The 17409-nt window shown below is 65.6% G+C and carries 12 protein-coding genes and 1 tRNA gene; 7 read left to right on the forward strand and 6 right to left on the reverse strand.

The annotated features are described in order from the left end of the window. Positions 1 to 680 (reverse strand): biotin/lipoyl-containing protein (locus tag KHO41_RS00005; protein ID WP_342344451.1); only part of this gene is annotated, 680 nt, incomplete at its 3' end. Positions 681 to 842: 162 nt separating this feature from the next. Beyond that, complete coding sequence (gene aceE, locus KHO41_RS00010) at positions 843 to 3530, reverse strand: pyruvate dehydrogenase (acetyl-transferring), homodimeric type (RefSeq protein WP_211951276.1); 2688 nt, start codon at positions 3528 to 3530, stop codon at positions 843 to 845. A 414-nt stretch (positions 3531 to 3944) separates the two neighbouring features. On the opposite strand from aceE, the gene KHO41_RS00015 reads away from it, so the two are divergent. Then, positions 3945 to 6560, forward strand: a complete 2616-nt coding sequence (locus KHO41_RS00015) for a PAS domain S-box protein (protein WP_211951277.1) — start codon at positions 3945 to 3947, stop codon at positions 6558 to 6560. A 120-nt stretch (positions 6561 to 6680) separates the two neighbouring features. Continuing rightward, the gene (locus KHO41_RS00020) at positions 6681 to 7313 is read left to right on the forward strand and encodes a response regulator transcription factor (protein WP_011297471.1); all 633 of its coding nucleotides are present in this window, start codon (positions 6681 to 6683) and stop codon (positions 7311 to 7313) included. 84 nt (positions 7314 to 7397) lie between these two features. Here KHO41_RS00020 and KHO41_RS00025 read toward each other — a convergent pair whose 3' ends face one another. Continuing rightward, positions 7398 to 8078: an energy-coupling factor ABC transporter permease gene (locus tag KHO41_RS00025; protein WP_211951278.1), complete on the reverse strand. Its 681-nt coding sequence runs from the start codon at positions 8076 to 8078 to the stop codon at positions 7398 to 7400. Positions 8079 to 8255: 177 nt separating this feature from the next. Here KHO41_RS00025 and folD point away from each other — a divergent pair, with 177 nt between their 5' ends. From folD to KHO41_RS00045, 4 genes are all read left to right on the forward strand, one after another. Beyond that, entirely contained in the window at positions 8256 to 9107 is an 852-nt protein-coding gene (gene folD / locus KHO41_RS00030) for a bifunctional methylenetetrahydrofolate dehydrogenase/methenyltetrahydrofolate cyclohydrolase FolD (RefSeq protein ID WP_211951279.1), read from the forward strand. A 105-nt stretch (positions 9108 to 9212) separates the two neighbouring features. Next, complete coding sequence (locus tag KHO41_RS00035) at positions 9213 to 11291, forward strand: M3 family metallopeptidase (protein ID WP_211951280.1); 2079 nt, start codon at positions 9213 to 9215, stop codon at positions 11289 to 11291. After that, a complete protein-coding gene (gene xth / locus KHO41_RS00040; RefSeq protein ID WP_211951281.1) occupies positions 11288 to 12115 on the forward strand; it encodes an exodeoxyribonuclease III in 828 nt (275 codons plus the stop codon). Before KHO41_RS00035 ends, xth begins: the two co-directional genes overlap by 4 nt. 166 nt (positions 12116 to 12281) lie before the next feature. Beyond that, on the forward strand, positions 12282 to 14081 hold the full coding sequence (locus KHO41_RS00045; protein ID WP_211951282.1) for a SulP family inorganic anion transporter: 1800 nt from the start codon (positions 12282 to 12284) through the stop codon (positions 14079 to 14081). Positions 14082 to 14271: 190 nt separating this feature from the next. Here KHO41_RS00045 and KHO41_RS00050 read toward each other — a convergent pair whose 3' ends face one another. Further along, entirely contained in the window at positions 14272 to 14535 is a 264-nt protein-coding gene (locus tag KHO41_RS00050) for a DUF1488 family protein (RefSeq protein WP_011297465.1), read from the reverse strand. Positions 14536 to 14771: 236 nt separating this feature from the next. On the opposite strand from KHO41_RS00050, the gene KHO41_RS00055 reads away from it, so the two are divergent. After that, a tRNA-Lys gene (locus KHO41_RS00055) sits at positions 14772 to 14847 on the forward strand. A gap of 103 nt (positions 14848 to 14950) precedes the next feature. Here KHO41_RS00055 and KHO41_RS00060 read toward each other — a convergent pair. Together KHO41_RS00060 and KHO41_RS00065 are read right to left on the reverse strand one after the other, a co-directional pair. After that, positions 14951 to 16342 carry an 8-oxoguanine deaminase gene (locus tag KHO41_RS00060; protein WP_211951283.1) on the reverse strand — a complete coding sequence of 464 codons (1392 nt, stop codon included), beginning with the start codon at positions 16340 to 16342 and terminating at the stop codon, positions 14951 to 14953. Between the two features lie 109 nt (positions 16343 to 16451). Then, positions 16452 to 17360, reverse strand: a complete 909-nt coding sequence (locus KHO41_RS00065; protein ID WP_211951284.1) for a LysR family transcriptional regulator — start codon at positions 17358 to 17360, stop codon at positions 16452 to 16454. Between the last annotated feature and the right edge of the window lie 49 nt (positions 17361 to 17409).

Genomic DNA, 17409 nt, shown 5'->3' on the forward strand with positions numbered 1-17409 from the left:
GGGGCCGGAGCCTGGGCAGGCGCTGCCGCGGGAGCCGGAGCGGGTGCTGCAGCGGCCGGAGCCGGTGCGGCGGCGCCAGCGGCGCCTTCCAGCAGGATCAGCAGCGTGCCCTCGGCCACGTTGTCGCCGACCTTGACCTTGACTTCCTTGACCACGCCGCCTTGTGGCGACGGCACGTCCATGGTGGCCTTGTCCGACTCCAGCGTAACGACGGCGTCTTCGGCGTTGATCGTGTCGCCCGGCTTGACGTGGACTTCGATCACGGGAACGGCGTCGTAGTCACCGATATCGGGCACCTTGACTTCAATGGTGCCGCCAGCTGCCGGAGCGGCGGCGGGCGCCGGGGCAGCGGCCGGAGCCGGTGCGGGCGCGGCGGCCTGGGCGGGGGCCGGAGCCGGTGCGGCAGCAGCTGCGGGCGCCGGGGCCGGCGCGGCTGCGCCTGCGGCTTCCAGCATCACCAGCACGGAGCCCTCGGATACGTTGTCGCCCACCTTGATGCGGACTTCCTTGACCACGCCGGCCTGCGGCGAGGGCACGTCCATGGTGGCCTTGTCCGATTCCAGCGTGACCAGCGCGTCTTCCGCGTTGATGCTGTCGCCGGGTTTCACATGCACTTCAATGACGGGAACGGCGTCATAGTCGCCGATGTCCGGCACCTTGATTTCAATCGCTTGACTCATTCAGTGTCTCCTGGGCAGGCCGGCGCGCACGACATCCGCAAGCGGCGAGGTTACCCTCGCCGCCCGCTTCTGTCACGCCGCTGTGCCGCAAGGCGCGCCGAATTTTTCGGGGCGCCCGCGGCACGGCGTCGCCGTACTGCGGGGGTTGGTGCAGGAAGCCGGTCAGACCGACATCGGGTTCGGCTTGTTGGGGTCGAGGTTGTACTTCTTGATCGCTTCAGCCACCTTGTCGCGGCTGATGGCGCCTTCGTCGGCCAGCGCCTTCAGCGCGGCCAGCGTGACCCAGTGGCGATCCACCTCGAAGAAATGGCGCAGCTTTTCGCGGGTGTCCGAGCGGCCGAAGCCGTCGGTGCCCAGCACGACGTAGCGGCGCGGCACGAACGGACGGATCTGTTCGGCGAACGCACGCACATAGTCGGTCGAGGCAATGACCGGGCCGCGCGCCGACTTCAGCTTCTGCGCGACGAACGACTCGCGCTGGGGCTCGGCCGGGTGCAGCAGGTTGAAGCGCTCGGCGGCGGCGCCTTCGCGGGCCAGCTCGGTGAAGCTCGGGCAGCCCCACAGGTCCGACTCCACGCCCCAGTCCTTCTTGAGCAGTTCGGCAGCAGCGATCACCTCGCGGAAGATCGTGCCCGAGCCCAGCAGCTGCACGCGCGGTGCGTTGCTGTTCTCGACGCCCTTGCGGAACTGGTACATGCCCTTGACGATGTCCTGCTCTACGCCAGCCGGCATTTCCGGATGCTCGTAGTTCTCGTTCATGACCGTCAGATAGTAGTAGACGTCTTCCTGCTCGGCGTACATGCGGCGCAGGCCGTCCTGCATGATCACTGCCAGTTCGTACTGGAAGGTCGGATCGTACGAGATGCAGTTCGGGATCACCGCGTGGAACACGTGCGAGTGGCCGTCTTCGTGCTGCAGGCCTTCGCCGTTCAGCGTGGTGCGGCCGGCGGTGCCGCCCAGCAGGAAGCCGCGCGAACGCATGTCGGCTGCTGCCCAGCACAGGTCGCCGATACGCTGGATACCGAACATCGAGTAGTAGATGTAGAACGGGATCATCTGCACGCCGTGCGTCGAGTACGACGTGGCGGCGGCGATCCAGTCGCACATGGCGCCGGCTTCGTTGATGCCTTCCTGCAGCACCTGGCCAGTCTGCGATTCCTTGTAGAACATGAGCTGGTCATGATCTTCCGGCACGTACTTCTGGCCTTCCTGGTTCCAGATGCCGACCTGGCGGAACAGGCCTTCCATGCCGAAGGTACGCGACTCGTCCGGCACGATGGGCACCACGTGCTTGCCGATCTGCTTGTCCTTCAGCAGCGTGTTCAGGATACGCACGAAGGCCATGGTGGTGGACACTTCACGGCCTTCGCCGGTGGCCTTCAGCAGCGCCTCGAACGCCGACAGTTGCGGCACCGGCAGCGCCTCGGCCTTCTGGCGGCGGGCCGGCAGGTAGCCACCGAGGTTCTGGCGCGCCTGGCGCATGTACTCCAGTTCCTTCGAACCTTCCGGGAAGGTGATGTACGGCACTTCGTCGAGCTTGTCGTCGGGTACCGGCAGATTGAACTGGTCGCGGAACTTGCGGATCGCGTCCACCGGCATCTTCTTCTGCTGGTGAGCCACGTTCATGGCCTGGCCGGCGTCGCCCATGCCATAGCCCTTGATGGTCTTGGCCAGGATCAGCGTCGGCTGGCCCTTGTGCTCGCTGGCAGCCTTGTAGGCGGCGTAGATCTTGTGCGGGTCATGGCCGCCACGGTTCAGGCGCCAGATGTCGTCGTCGGACCAGTCGGCAACCATCGCCTTCAGTTCAGGCGAATTGAAGAAGTGCTCGCGGACGTAGGCGCCGTCCTTGGCCTTCATGGTCTGGTACTCGCCGTCCACGCAATCCATCATGCGCTTCATCAGCAGGCCCTTGGTGTCGCGCGCCAGCAGGGAATCCCACTTGCTGCCCCACACCACCTTGATCACGTTCCAGCCGGCACCGCGGAATTCGGATTCCAGTTCCTGGATGATCTTGCCGTTGCCGCGCACCGGACCGTCCAGGCGCTGCAGGTTGCAGTTGATGACGAAGACCAGGTTGTCGAGTTTCTCGCGGCCCGCCATGCCGATCGCGCCGAGCGATTCCGGCTCGTCGGTCTCGCCGTCGCCGAGGAAGGCCCAGACCTTGCGGTCGCCGGCCTTGGCCAGGCCGCGGCTGTCCAGGTACTTCATGAAACGGGCCTGGTAGATGGCCATGATCGGGCCCAGGCCCATCGACACCGTCGGGAATTGCCAGAAGTCCGGCATCAGCCACGGGTGCGGGTAGGACGAGATGCCCTTGCCGTCCACTTCTTGGCGGAAGCTGTCGAGCTGATCGGGGGTCAGGCGGCCCAGCAGGAACGCGCGCGAGTACACGCCCGGCGCCGAGTGACCCTGCACGAACACCAGGTCGCCACCGCTCTGCTCCGAGGGAGCGCGCCAGAAGTGGTTGTAGCCGACGTCATACAGCGTGGCCGCCGAGGCGAACGAGGAAATGTGGCCGCCAACGTTGGTGTGCTTGTTGGCGCGCAGCACCATCGCCATCGCGTTCCAGCGCGTGTACGAGCGGATGCGGTGCTCGACGTCCTGGTCGCCGGGAATACGGGCCTGCTGCTCGACGGGGATCGTGTTGATGTACTGCGTTTCGGCGTGGAACGGCTGCGTAACGCCATTCACGCGTGCGTACTCGATCTGCTTGTCGATCAGGAAGGCCGCGCGTTCTGAGCCCTCTGCGGCGATGACGCCCTGCAAGGCGTCCAGCCACTCATGGGTTTCCTGGGGATCGGCGTCGTTGGCGCTGGATGCGCCGAGAATCTGCTCGGGTACGGCGGACATGACTGTCTCCTGGTGAATTCCTGCTCCGGAGCCCTGGCTTTTGGCATTCGGGCCCCGGGGTGACGGGGTATGACTTGCGGATGCGTCGCCGCCGCGCCTTGCATCGGAGCTGCCGCCGGGCGTCCTGTTCCGGACACTCCGCGCGGCAGGCGCATGGTTACCGCCCGCGTTCTTGGTCGATCGGATTCTATGGAAGCAGAAAGGGCAGCACAAGCAAAATTTTCAAATTGCGATATCGTTTTTTATAATGTGAAATATTGGCGCGGCGCACCACACTTCACACCCACTGCCCTGGCCCATACGGGTCAAGCCGGGCCGCGACGTCAGGCATTTCCTTGATTTCATTGGCGCTTTCCCCAAGCGACGCACCGCAATAATCCCGCTACACTGGCCGGTCAGCCGTCAATCCCCGTCATGTCGTTTTTCGATCGTTTCCTGTCCAGCCTGCGTGCACCCGTCGTTCCGCCCACCGCCTCGCCCACCGCGACCTCTACCGCCTCCGATAGAGCCAGGGCAGCCGGAGGCGACGGCGCACACGCCGCGCCGCCGACCGGCACGCTGGGCACCATCGACACCATCGCACCCGTCGATGACGGCGGCACCGTCTCCGCGCCCACGCGCGGCCTGTGGTGGCTGCGCTGGCGCAACCTCGTCGCCACGAGCTGGTTCATGTTCATCCCGCTGGTGGCCATCGTGCTGTTCAGCGCGGCCATGGGCGTCATCCTCTGGTCCCTGCACGAGACCGAGCGCCAGCAGCAGCGCGACGCGCTGTACCGCGACGCGGCCTGGGCCCAGCAGCGCGTGCGGCTGTCCCTGCTGAGCAACCAGGACCAGCTTGCCTCGCTCGCGCGCGACATTGCAGCCGCGCAGCTCGAACAGGGCGCGTACCGGACCGCGGCGCAGGAAATCCTGCGCGAAAACCCCGAGATCGTCTTCATCAACTGGCTCGATGCCACGCGCCGCGGGCGCTGGTCGCTGCCGTCCACCTCGGAATTCGCGGCGCGCCTGCGCGAGAACCAGGACCAGCCGCTCGAACCCGAAGTGCTGGACACCTTCGACGCCGCGCGCGAAACCCAGCGCGTGGTCTACTCGCGCCCGCTCACCAACGACCGCGGCGACAGCTTCATGCTGATGGAAGTGCCGATCGTCCGTGACAACGAGTTCCTTGGCACGCTCGGCGCGCTCTACTCGATCAACGGCATCCTCACGCACCTGCTGCCGCCGGAACTGACCGAGCGCTACCGCTTCTCGCTGATCGACAAGAACAACCAGACCCGCGCCAGCACCTCGCTACGGCCGGTGCCTGGCAACGCGCTGTCGTACGAGGTACTGCTCGATCCGCCGGGCCATTCGCTGTCGCTGCGCGCCGACGCGTATCCGCCGCCGTCCAATCTGCCCAACAACATGCTGCTGTGGCTGGTGGTCGGGCTGTCGTGTTTCCTGCTGTGGAGCCTGTGGAGCATGTGGCGGCACACCAGCCGCCGCTCCGAGGCGCAGCGCGCGCTGCTGGCCGAAACGTCGTTCCGGCGCGCCATGGAAAACTCCATGCTGATCGGCCTGCGCGCGCTGGACCTGAACGGCCGCATTACCTACGTGAATCCGGCGTTCTGCCGCATGACCGGCTGGCAGGAGAACGACCTGGTCGGACGACTGCCGCCCTTCCCCTACTGGCCGCCGAACGACCAGCAGGAAATGCAGCGGCAGATCGACCTCACGCTGCAGGGCAAGTCCCCGTCCGGCGGCTACGAGATGCGTGTGATGCGCCGCGACGGCAGCAGCTTTTTCTCGCGTATGTACGTGTCGCCGCTGGTGGACAGCCGCGGCCGCCACACGGGCTGGATGAGTTCGATGACGGACATCACCGAGCCCAAGCGCGCGCGCGAGGAACTGGCCGCCGCGCACGACCGCTTCACCACCGTGCTGGAAAGCCTGGACGCCGCGGTGTCCGTGCTGGCCACCGACAAGGCCGAGCTGCTGTTCGCCAACCGCTACTACCGCCAGCTGTTCGGCTGGGAGGCCGAGGGCCACCTGAAACTGGCAGGCGACGACGTCGACAAGGACCAGGTCTCGAGCGACAACACCGACTATGTCGATGCGTACGCCGGCCTGCCAGCCTCGGAACTGATGCCATACACCTCGGACGCGCGCGAAGTGTTCGTGCCCGATATGCAGAAGTGGTTCGAAGTGCGCCGCCGCTACATCCAGTGGGTGGACGGCCATCTCGCGCAGATGCAGATCGCCACCGACATCACGATGCGCAAGGCCGCCGAGGAAATGACGCGCCAGCACGAGGAGCGCCTGCAGTTCACCAGCCGCCTGACCACCATGGGCGAGATGGCGTCGTCGCTCGCGCATGAACTGAACCAGCCGCTGGCCGCGATCAACAACTACTGCATGGGCGCCGTGGCGCGCCTGCATTCGGGCCGCAGCACGCCGGAAGACCTTATCCCGGTACTGGAAAAGACCTCGGCACAGGCCGTGCGCGCGGGCACCATCATCAGCCGTATCCGCGGCTTCGTGAAGCGCAGCCAGCCTCAACGGCGCGAGGCCTCGCTGCACGATATCGTCGCCGACGCGGTCGGCCTGGCCGACCTCGAGGCCACTCGCCGGCGCGTCACGATCCTGACGCGCCTGCCCGCCCCGCCGACGATGATCTACGTCGACCCGGTGCTGATCGAACAGGTGCTGGTGAACCTGCTCAAGAACGCCGTCGAGGCGATGTCCGGCATGCCCGCCCCGCGCGCGGGCGGCGTGGTGCGCCTGCACGCGCGCATCGAGCCGGGCGAGTTCGGCAACAACGTGCATATCGACGTGATCGACCAGGGTCCCGGCGTCGACGAAGCCACCAAGGAACGGCTGTTCGAGCCGTTCTTCAGCACCAAGTCCGACGGCATGGGCATGGGGCTGAATATCTGCCGCTCGATCATCGAATCCCACCAGGGCAGGCTGTGGGTCGAGAACAATGTCGACGGCATTGGCTGTACGTTTAAAATCATGCTGCCTCTGCAGCCGGCAATGGCTGATCAGTAACGACACGCGCCCGATCACGGAACTGCCGGCACCCCCCGCCGGTGGGGTGCCGGATCTGTTACATAGCGCCGCGGCCGGTTACACTTCTGCCGCAAATGAATGGTTGTCCCAGGAGACTTCATGACCGCAACGCCAAACCCTGCCCCTCACCGCGGCGAGACCGTCTTTATCGTCGACGACGATGAAGCGATGCGCGACTCGCTGACCTGGCTGCTGGAGGGCAATGGTTACCAGGTGCGTGCTTTCAGCAGCGCCGAACAGTTCCTGGCGGCTTATGACGCCGGCCAGGTTTCCTGCGTGATCCTCGACGTGCGCATGCCCGGCATGAGCGGCCCGGAACTGCAGGAGCGCATGATCGCCGAGAACATCGACATTCCTATCGTGTTCATTACCGGCCACGGCGATGTGCCGATGGCGGTGTCCACGATGAAGCGCGGCGCAATCGACTTTATCGAAAAGCCGTTCGACGAGTCGGAACTGCGCTCGCTGGTCGAACGCATGCTGCAGAAGGCGCGCACGGATCACTCGGCCGCGCGCGAGCAACGCGCCGCCAAGGACCTGCTGGGCAAGCTGACCACGCGCGAGCAGCAGGTGCTGGAGCGCATCGTGGCCGGCCGCCTGAACAAGCAGATCGCCGACGACCTGGGCATTTCCATCAAGACGGTGGAGGCGCACCGCGCCAACATCATGGAAAAGCTCAACGTGAACACCGTGGCCGACCTGCTGCGCCTGGCGCTGTCGCGCAACAGTTGATCCCGCAAGCTGCCCCGGCGCTCGCCGGGGCACGCGTCCCTGCTCCGCCCCCCTCCGCCCCTTCCGCCCCCTTCGGCGCGCACCTCAGTTCCGCAGGTAATCCTCGTCACGGAACGTCACGACCCATTGCGGCCGGTACACCACAAAGATCGCGACCAGCATGCCAGTCAGGAAGGCCTCGCCGAAGGCAAGGATGACGATGGCCGCGAGCGTGTCGGCGGTGCTGAAAGGCAATCCCGGCGCCATCCAGTGCCGCCAGGCCGCTTCCGCCGCGCCGGCGCCCATGGCGGCCAGCCCCGCGCAGAAATAGCCGTGGCCGAGGATGAACACGAACGGGTGGTGCGGCAGCATGCGGCGCATGAGCCCCTGCAGGGCGGCAGAGATCAACGCCGGCAGCAGCGCGAGCCAGACGTAGCGCACCCAGAGCGACGGCCAGTCGAACAGCGCCCAGCCATGGCCGGCCAGGTACTCAAGACCGAACAGCGATACCAGGTCGACCACAAACAACGAGACGAGCGCCAGCGGCAGCCCGAACAGCGTCACCATCAGCGTGGCGCCGAGAAGCTGGATCACCAGGCCGCCCACCAGCGTGGCACGGATCGTCCACAACAGCGCCACGAACATCATGCCGCCCAGCCACGCATGCTGCAGGGAATCGCGCCGCAGCAGATGCCACGGACGGCGGCTGAGGGCCCAGCCCAGCCCGACGACAGTCAGCACGATGAGCAGCGGGTCGGACAGCAGGGATGGGAGCGCGGTATGCATGCACCGATGCTACCAGTGCCGCCGGGCATCCCGGCTTGCCAGCGATCAAACGGCCGCGTGGCCAGCCGGGGGCAGAATGCCCGCCCGTCACCCCGTATAATTCGCCTTTAAGCTCTGCCGACCGGGCGCCGCCCCGCGACGGCGCCTTCACTCCGGCCACAAACCCGCCTCTCCCCCATGTCTGCACAACTGATCGACGGCAACGCCCTTGCCAAACAAATCCGTTCCGAAGCCGCCGTGCGCGCTGCCCGCCTGACCGAACGCGGCCACCAGCCTGGCCTGGCCGTGGTCCTGGTCGGCGAGGATCCGGCCAGCCAGGTCTATGTGCGCAACAAGGTCAAGGCCTGTGAGGACAACGGCTTCCATTCGTCGCTGGACCGCTATCCGGCCGACCTGTCCGAGGCCGACCTGCTGGCCCGCATCGATGCACTGAACAACGATCCGAAGATCCACGGCATCCTGGTGCAGTTGCCGCTGCCCAAGCACATCGACAGCCACAAGGTGCTCGAAGCCATCGCCCCGGAAAAGGACGTCGACGGCTTCCACGTGGCCAATGCCGGCGCGCTGATGACCGGCGCCCCGCTGTTCCGCCCGTGCACGCCGTATGGCTGCATGAAGATGCTGGAATCGATCAACTTCCCGCTGCGCGGCGCGCGCGCGGTGGTGGTCGGCGCCTCGAACATCGTGGGCAAGCCGATGGCCATGCTGCTGCTGCAAGCCGGCGCCACCGTAACCATCTGCAACAGCAAGACGCGTGATATCGGCGCGCATACGCGTGACGCCGACGTGGTCGTCGCCGCCGTGGGCAAGCGCAACCTGATCACCGCCGACATGGTCAAGCCCGGCGCGGTCGTCATCGACGTGGGCATGAACCGCGACGACAACGGCAAGCTGTGCGGCGACGTGGATTTCGCCGGCGTGCGCGAGGTGGCCGGCTATATCACGCCGGTGCCGGGCGGCGTTGGCCCCATGACCATTACCATGCTGCTGATCAACACGCTGGAAGCCGCCGAGCGCGCCGCCGGCTAAGCCTGTGTGCCGTTGCGGCACGCGCCGCAACGGCACTGGAAAAGCACCGGGGCTGCCCCAATCTGCAAGCCATTGCCTCTTCAGGCCTGATAACCGAGAACCGCCATGGACCAAGCCGTCAACAATCCACTGCTGGACTTCACCGACCTGCCGCGCTTCTCCGAGATCCGCCCCGAGCACATCAGCCCGGCGCTCGACGTGCTGCTCGAGCGTGCCCAGGCCGCCGTGGCCCGCGCCGAAGACCCGGCCACGCCGGCCGACTGGGCCAATGCCGTCGAGGCACTGGAAACCGCCACCGAGCCGCTGGGGCGCGCGTGGGGCGTAGTCGGCCATCTGAGCGCGGTCGCCGATACGCCGGAACTGCGCAAGGCGCACGCCGAGAACCTGCCGCGCATGACCGAGTTCTGGTCGTCGCTCGGACAGAGCCTGGCGCTCTATGAAAAGTACAAGGCGCTGGCCGCCAGCCCCGAGTTCGCCGGCATGGACGCCGCGCGCCACCAGTTGATCGAGAACGAGTTGCGCGGTTTCCGCCTGGGCGGTGCCGAGCTGCCCGAAGACAAGAAGCCGCGCTTTGCCGAAATCCAGGAACAGCAGGCGCAGTTGTCCAAGGCGTTCTCCGACCACGTGCTCGATGCCACCAATGCGTACGCGCTGGTCATCGAAGATCCTGCGCGTCTGTCCGGCCTGCCCGAAGACGCCAAGGAAGCCGCGCGCCACGCCGCCGAGAAGGACGGCAAGGCCGGCTGGAAGTTCACGCTGCACTTCCCGTCCTATTTCCCCGTGCTGCAGTACGCAGACGACCGCGCACTGCGCCAGACCCTGTACGAAGCCAACGTGACGCGCGCGTCGGCGCAGGGTCCGCAGTACGGCAGCGGCCAGGCCGACTGGGACAACACGGACAATATGCGCGAGCAGCTCGCGCTGCGCCGTGAAGAAGCGCAGATGCTCGGCTACCAGTGCTACGGCGAAGTCTCGCTGGTACCCAAGATGGCCGAATCGCCGGCCGAAGTACTGAAATTCCTTGATGAACTCGCCATCAAGGCACGTCCTTATGCCGAGCAGGATTGGGCCGAACTCAAGGCCTTCGCTGCGTCGGAACTGGGGCTGTCCGACCTCGCACCGTGGGACGTCGCCTACGCCTCCGAAAAGCTGCGCGAGCAGCGCTATGCGTTCTCCGAACACGAGGTGAAGCAGTACTTCCCCGAGCACAAGGTGCTGCAGGGTCTGTTCGGCGCCGTCGAGCGGCTGTTCTCGGTGAAGATCCAGCCGGACGAATCGCAGACCTGGCACAAGGACGTGCGCTTCTTCCGCGTGAGCGCGGCCGACGGCACGCTGCTGGCCCAGTTCTATATCGACCTCTATGCGCGCGAAGGCAAGCGCGGCGGTGCGTGGATGGATGATGCGCGCGGCCGCAAGCTGCTGGCAGGCGGCAAGATTCAGACGCCGGTGGCCTACCTGACGTGCAACTTCTCGTCGCCAGTCGGTGACAAGCCCGCGTTGTTCACGCACGACGAGGTCATAACGCTGTTCCACGAATTTGGCCACGGCCTGCACCACATGCTGACGCAGGTGGGTGAACTGGGCGTGTCCGGCATCAACGGCGTGGAGTGGGATGCGGTGGAACTGCCGTCGCAGTTCATGGAGAACTTCTGCTGGGAATTCGAAGTGCTCAGCGGCATGACGCAGCATGTGGACAGCGGCGAGCCGCTGCCGCGCGCGCTGTTCGACCGCATGCTGGCCGCAAAGAATTTCCAGAACGGCATGATGACGCTGCGCCAGATCGTGTTCTCGTCGTTCGACATGCACCTGCACACCGACTTCGATCCGCAAGCTGCCAAGTCGGTGCTCGACCTGTCGCGCGAGATCAACGACCGCGTGCACGTGGTGCCGCAATTCCCGCTGTCGCGCTGGCCCAATACCTTCAGCCACATCTTCGCTGGCGGCTATGCCGCGGGATACTACAGCTACAAGTGGGCTGAAGTGCTGTCGGCCGACGTGTATGCGGCATTCGAAGAAGCCGCGCAGCTTTCGGGCACCGTGCTCGACAGCGAAACCGGCGCGCGCTACCAGCGCGAAATCCTGTCGGTCGGCGGCAGCCGCCCGGCCATGGATTCGTTCGTTGCGTTCCGCGGCCGCGCGCCGCAGATCGACGCGCTGCTGCGCCATGGAGGCATGGCAGCATGAGCGCGGCGCTGCCTGCAACCGGACCGCTGCGTATCGCAAGCTGGAACGTCAACTCGCTGAAGGTCCGCCTGCCGCAGGTGCTGCAATGGCTGGCGGAACAGGAACAGGCCGGCGCGCCGATCGACGCGCTGTGCCTGCAGGAACTGAAGCTGCCTGACGACAAGTATCCGCTCGCGGAACTGGAGAACGTCGGCTTCCACAGCGTCTACACGGGCCAAAAGACATACAACGGCGTCGCCATCCTGGCGCGCGATGCCAGCATGCCGGGTCCGACCGACGTCGTGCGCAATATCCCGGGCTTTGAAGATGCGCAGCAGCGCGTCGTCGCGGCCACGTATGGCGACATCCGCCTGGTCTGCGCGTATTTCCCGAACGGGCAGGCGCTCGATTCGGACAAGTTCGTCTACAAGCTGAAGTGGCTCGACGCCATGACGGCATGGCTGCGCGAAGAGCTCGTGAAGTATCCGCGGCTCGCGCTGCTCGGCGATTTCAACATCGCCCCGGAAGACCGCGACGTGCATGATCCGGCCAAGTGGGAGGGCCAGAACCTGGTCTCGCCGCAGGAGCGCGCGGCATTTGCCGCGCTGGTCGAACTGGGCCTGGCGGATGCGTTCCGCAAGTTCGAGCAGCCGGAAAAGGTGTTCTCCTGGTGGGATTACCGCATGTTCGCGTTCCGGCGCAATGCCGGCCTGCGCATCGACCACATCCTGCTGTCGCCGGAACTGGCCGGCAACTGCTCGGCCTGCGTGATCGATCGCGTCCCGCGCACCTGGGAACAGCCGTCCGACCACACGCCGGTGGTCGCCACGCTGAACTGCGGCTGACCTGCATGCTCCGTTCACGCAAGTCCGGGCAAGCCCGGCTCGCGGCGAACGGAGCGCGCCGCTACACTGCGGCGATGACCCCCGCATCACCCTGCCACCGCCAACGTCCTGGTTTGCCAAGGCTGGCCCGTTATCCGGCGCCTGCCTGCATCACTGTCTCCCGCCCATGACTGTCTCCGCAACCAGCCCCGGCACCCGGCTGCAGCGCCTGCTTCCCTGGACGCAACGCGTATCCCGGGCCACGTTACGCGCGGACGTGATAGCGGGCTTGCTCGGCGCCGTGCTCGTACTGCCGCAGGGCGTGGCGTTTGCCACGCTCGCGGGTCTGCCGCCCGAGTACGGCATCTACACGGCTGTGGTGCCGTGCATTGTCGCCGCACTGTTCGGATCAAGCTGGCATGTGATGTCGGGCCCGACCAACGCCAACTCGCTCGCGCTGTTCGCGATGCTGAGCCCGGTGGCGTTCGCCGGCAGCCCGGCCTATATCGGCCTGGCGCTGTCGGTGACGATCCTGGTCGGTCTGATGCAACTGGCCGTCGGCACGCTGCGGCTTGGCACGCTGGCCAACTTCATTTCGCCGTCGGTGTTGCTCGGCTTCACATGTGGCGCGGCCACACTGATCGGCCTGTACGCGCTCAAGGATCTGTTCGGCCTGGCGGTGCCCACCGGGACCAGCGCGTTCGGCGTGCTGCGCTTCCTGTTCGACAACGTTGACGACATCAACTGGGGCGCCGCCACCGTGGGCGCCGTCACGCTCGGTGCGACGCTGCTGTTCAAGCGGCTCAACAAGCGGCTGCCGTTCATGCTGCTCGGACTCATGGCCGGCTATGGCGTCGCCCTGCTGCTGAACCAGACCGGCTGGGGCGGCGGACACCTTGTCAATGTGGTCGGGCCGATCCCCTCGGCTATCCCGGCCTTCCACGTGCCCGATGTCTCCTGGCGCAGCGTGCCAGACCTGCTCGGCATTGCCGCCGCACTTACCATCGTTGCGCTGGGCCAGTCGATCTCGATTGCCAAGGCCGTGGCACTGCGTTCCGGCCAGCACATCGACGCCAACCGCGAGTTCATCGGCCAGGGGCTGTCCAATATCGCCGGCGGCCTGTTCTCCGGCTATATCTCGTGCGGTTCGCTCAATCGTTCAGTGCCGAACTTCGAAGCCGGTGCGAAAACGCCGCTGGCCAGCGTGTTCTCGGCGCTATGGCTGCTGGCGCTGGTGGCCGTCAGCGCGTCGCTTCTGGCGCAAATTCCACTCGCCGCGATCGCGGCGATGCTGCTGCTCGTAGCGTGGGGCCTGTTCGACTTTGCGCGCCTGCGGCGCATCGCGGCGCTGAGCCGTACGGAGTTTGCCATCGCGGTCGGCACATTTGCCGCCACGCTGGTGATCCGCCTGGAGATGGCGGTGCTGCTCGGCACGATCCTGTCGCTGGTGGCCTACCTGTACCGTACCTCGCGACCCGCAGTGCGCAGCCTCGTGCCCGACGCCGATGATCCGGGACGCCGCTTCACGCCGCTCGACGAATTGCATCGGCCTCAGCCGGAGTGCCCGCAACTCAAACTGCTGCGCATGGAAGGCGCGATCTACTTTGGCGCCGTGCAATACGTGACGGATCGGCTGCACTGGCTGCGCACGGTCAATGCCGGCCAGAAGCATTTGCTGGCGATGACCAAGAGCATGAACTTCATCGACCTGGCCGGCGCGGAGATGTGGGAAGCCGAACTGTCGGAGCGACGCGCCGCCGGCGGCGACCTGTACTTCCACCGTCCGCGCACGCAGGTGCTGCAAACGTGGGAGCAGACCGGGTTCACCGGCAAGCTCGGCCCCGACCATGTCTTCTCGACCAAGCGTCAGGCGCTGCACACCATCATCGGCCAGCTGTCGCCCGATATCTGCGCGCAGTGCAAGGTGCGCATCTTCGAAGAGTGCGCGCAACGCCCCGGCGCACAAACGCACGCAGAAGCGCTGTGACGGCAGCGTCAGAAAACCAGAATTCGGTGGATTGAGACGGGACGCTGTCACCGGTGAGAACCGGAAGCAGCTGGGTATGATATGACGGGTTAGCCGTAGCGGCTGTGCGGAGAGCGATCCTGCCGGGAGGATGCTGATGCGAGATGGGCGCCCGCGGCTTGCCTACGGCTGGCCGGGGCATCCATCCGAATCAGACCGGTGCCACGTGTGCGCGCTTGACGACGACCGGCTGCGGGACGCCCTGTTCGATCAGCACCACCGCCGCACGTTCGATCGTGTCGCGGCCGGCGCGGAAGGCTTCTTCCAGCGAAAGAACCTGATCCGCACTGAATCCTTCCCACAGTGCTTCGCGTGTCACCACGCAGGTTACCTGCTCGCCATTGACGATAGCGTGAAACAGCAGGCCTTCGTTGTTGATGTCGTAGCGCTCTTGCTCCTGGAACTTGATTTCCATCGGTGCAGCCCTCCATATGCAAGTGGAGAAACATCCTAACATGGCCGGAGCGATATCGTATGCGCCGGCCCTCACTGATGCGCCCAATCGAATGACAACCGGATGGGGCTGCCGGTTCCATTGGCGAGCGGAGCGATGCCGACGTCGCAAGCTGCCATGCATGGCACCCCGAACATGGTTGATGCACACAGGTGTTTGACAAACTCCGAAATCATGTTAAAATCTTTTTCTTCGTTGGGGCGTTAGCTCAGTTGGTAGAGCAGCGGACTCTTAATCCGTAGGTCGAGTGTTCGAGTCACTCACGCCCCACCAGCGAATTCAAAAAAAGGCCAACCGCAAGGTTGGCCTTTTTGTTTTCCGGCGTCTGATTGGATTATTCAGTGCCTGCTCGATAGCAGGCACCAAGACAACACGCTCAGGCTCCGCCGTCGCGTGCGCGCTCGAACAATGTGCGCGCGAGCTGTCGGTGCTGCGACAGTACGACCGGGAGGTCAGCCGTCAGCAGTTCGCCGTCACGAACGACGACCCTGCCATTGATCACGCTGGTCGCCACATTCGCGGGCGTGCAAAACACCAGCGACGCGACCGGGTCATGCCCGCCGCCGGCAAAGCCCACGGCCGACATATCGAACGCCACGAAATCGGCCGACATGCCCGGCGCCAGCGCGCCAATGTCATCACGGTTGAGCACGCGCGCACCACCGAGCGTTGCAATCTCCAGCGCCTCACGCGCACTCATCGCGGCCGGCCCATATCCCACACGCTGCAACAGCAAGGCCTGGCGCGCTTCGCCGAGCATGTGTGCGCCATCGTTCGAAGCACTGCCGTCCACGCCCAGCCCGACCTTGACGCCGGCGTCGCGCATGGCGCGCACCGGCGCGATGCCGGATGCCAACCGCATGTTCGAGCACGGGCAATGCGCCACGCCCGTGCCGGTACGCGCAAACAGCGCAATCCCCTCGTCATCGAGCTTCACGCAGTGGGCATGCCAGACATCGTGCCCGACCCAGCCGAGGTCTTCGGCATACTGCGCAGGCGTCAGGCCGAACTTCTCGCGCGAATAGGCGATGTCGTTGTCGTTCTCGGCCAGGTGGGTATGCAGTGACACCCCGTAGTGGCGAGCCATGACCGCCGATTCGCGCATCAGGTCGCGCGACACCGAAAACGGCGAGCACGGCGCGAGCACCATGCGCAGCATCGCGTGGCGCGAGCCGTCGTGGTATTGCTCCACGAGGCGCTGGCTGTCCCGCAGGATAGCGGCCTCCTCCTCCACCACCACATCGGGCGGCAACCCGCCCTTGCTGCGGCCGACACTCATCGAGCCGCGCGCCGCGTGGAAGCGCATGCCCATTTCCTGTGCGGCGGCAATGGAGTCATCCAGGCGCGAGCCATTCGGATAGAGGTACAGGTGATCGCTCGTGGTGGTGCAGCCCGACAGCATGAGCTCGGCCATCGCCGTCTTCGTCGAGACGCGGATCATCTCCGGCGTCAGGTGCGACCACAGCATGTAGAGATTGGTCAGCCACGAAAACAGCTCGGCGTCCTGCGCGGCGGGCACGGCGCGCGTCAGGCTCTGGTACATGTGATGGTGCGTATTGACCAAGCCCGGCGTCACCACGTGACCGCGCATGTCGATCACCTGCGCCGTGCCGTCGTCGATCTTGCGGCGATATTCGAGCGGCAGATCCGCCGTGGCTCCAACCCATTGCACCGCAGGACCTTCGGCAACCAGCGCGCCATCGGGAATCTCCCGCCGTTGCGCATCCATGGTGACAAGCACATCGGCATTCAGGGCGATCAGGGTCATTTCAGCAACTCTCGGCAGATTGGCATGACGCGAGTCTATGACTCGCACCGTCAATCCGGAAGTGCAGAATTTCGCCAACAATGTCCACAAAAAGTGGACACCAGCACGATCAGCGCCCTTGCGCGAACAGTGCAGCCAGCCGCTCGCCGATGTCCCCGGCCATCAATTCGGCCGCCGGGCTCAGTGCAGCTTGCGCCCGCGCCACCAGCGCCAGCGTCTGGCGTCGCAGATAACGGTCGCGCAGCGGCACAAGGACCAGCGCACCACGCGCGCGTTCTTCCATGATGTCGAGCGGATTGAGCAGCGCAATACCGCTGCCCAGCATGACCAGGCGCTGGATCAGCGCCATCGAGGTCGACTCGGCAGCAGGCGTCACGTCGATGGCATTGCGCGCAAAGGCATCGTCGAGAATGCCGCGAATGGAAAGCGATGGCGCCGGCAGCACCAACGGATAACCGACGCATTCGCTGAGCAGGACCGACGGTTGCGCCGCCAGCGGGTGACCGGGCGGGACCACGGCGCCGATTTGCCAGTCACTCGCTCCCAGGGTGCGCAGCGCCGGCGCAGCAGGCAGGTCATAGCCGAGACCCAGGTCGGCATCGCCCTGCCCCACGGCCATGGCGATCTCGGCAACCGGCAGGTCGACCACGCGCACGACAATGCCCGGATACCGTTGGTGAAATTCATGCGTCAGAGACGGCATCAATGACCCGGCCAGCCCGGCCGTCACTGCTACCGTCACCTCGCCGCGCCGGGCGCCCTTGAACTCTTCGATCCGATCGCGCAACGCCTCGTGCTCGCGCAATGTCTGCCGGACGTGCGCGAGCACCATCTCGCCAAGCGGCGTCAGGCGCAGGCGTTTGTTGATGCGGTCGAAGACCGGCGCACCAAGCTCGGCTTCCAGATCGAGTATCTGCCGGTTGATCGCCGTAGGCGCCACATGCAGAGACTCTGCCGCCTTGCGGATGGAGCCGCAGCGTACTACCTCATCCAGATAGCGCAGGATCCGGGCATGCATGAACGTTGTCTGGGTGGCCGCAGTGGGAAGGTCGGCATTGTAGCCCTGA

This window comes from Cupriavidus numazuensis, assembly GCF_905397435.1.
Lineage (GTDB): Bacteria > Pseudomonadota > Gammaproteobacteria > Burkholderiales > Burkholderiaceae > Cupriavidus > Cupriavidus numazuensis.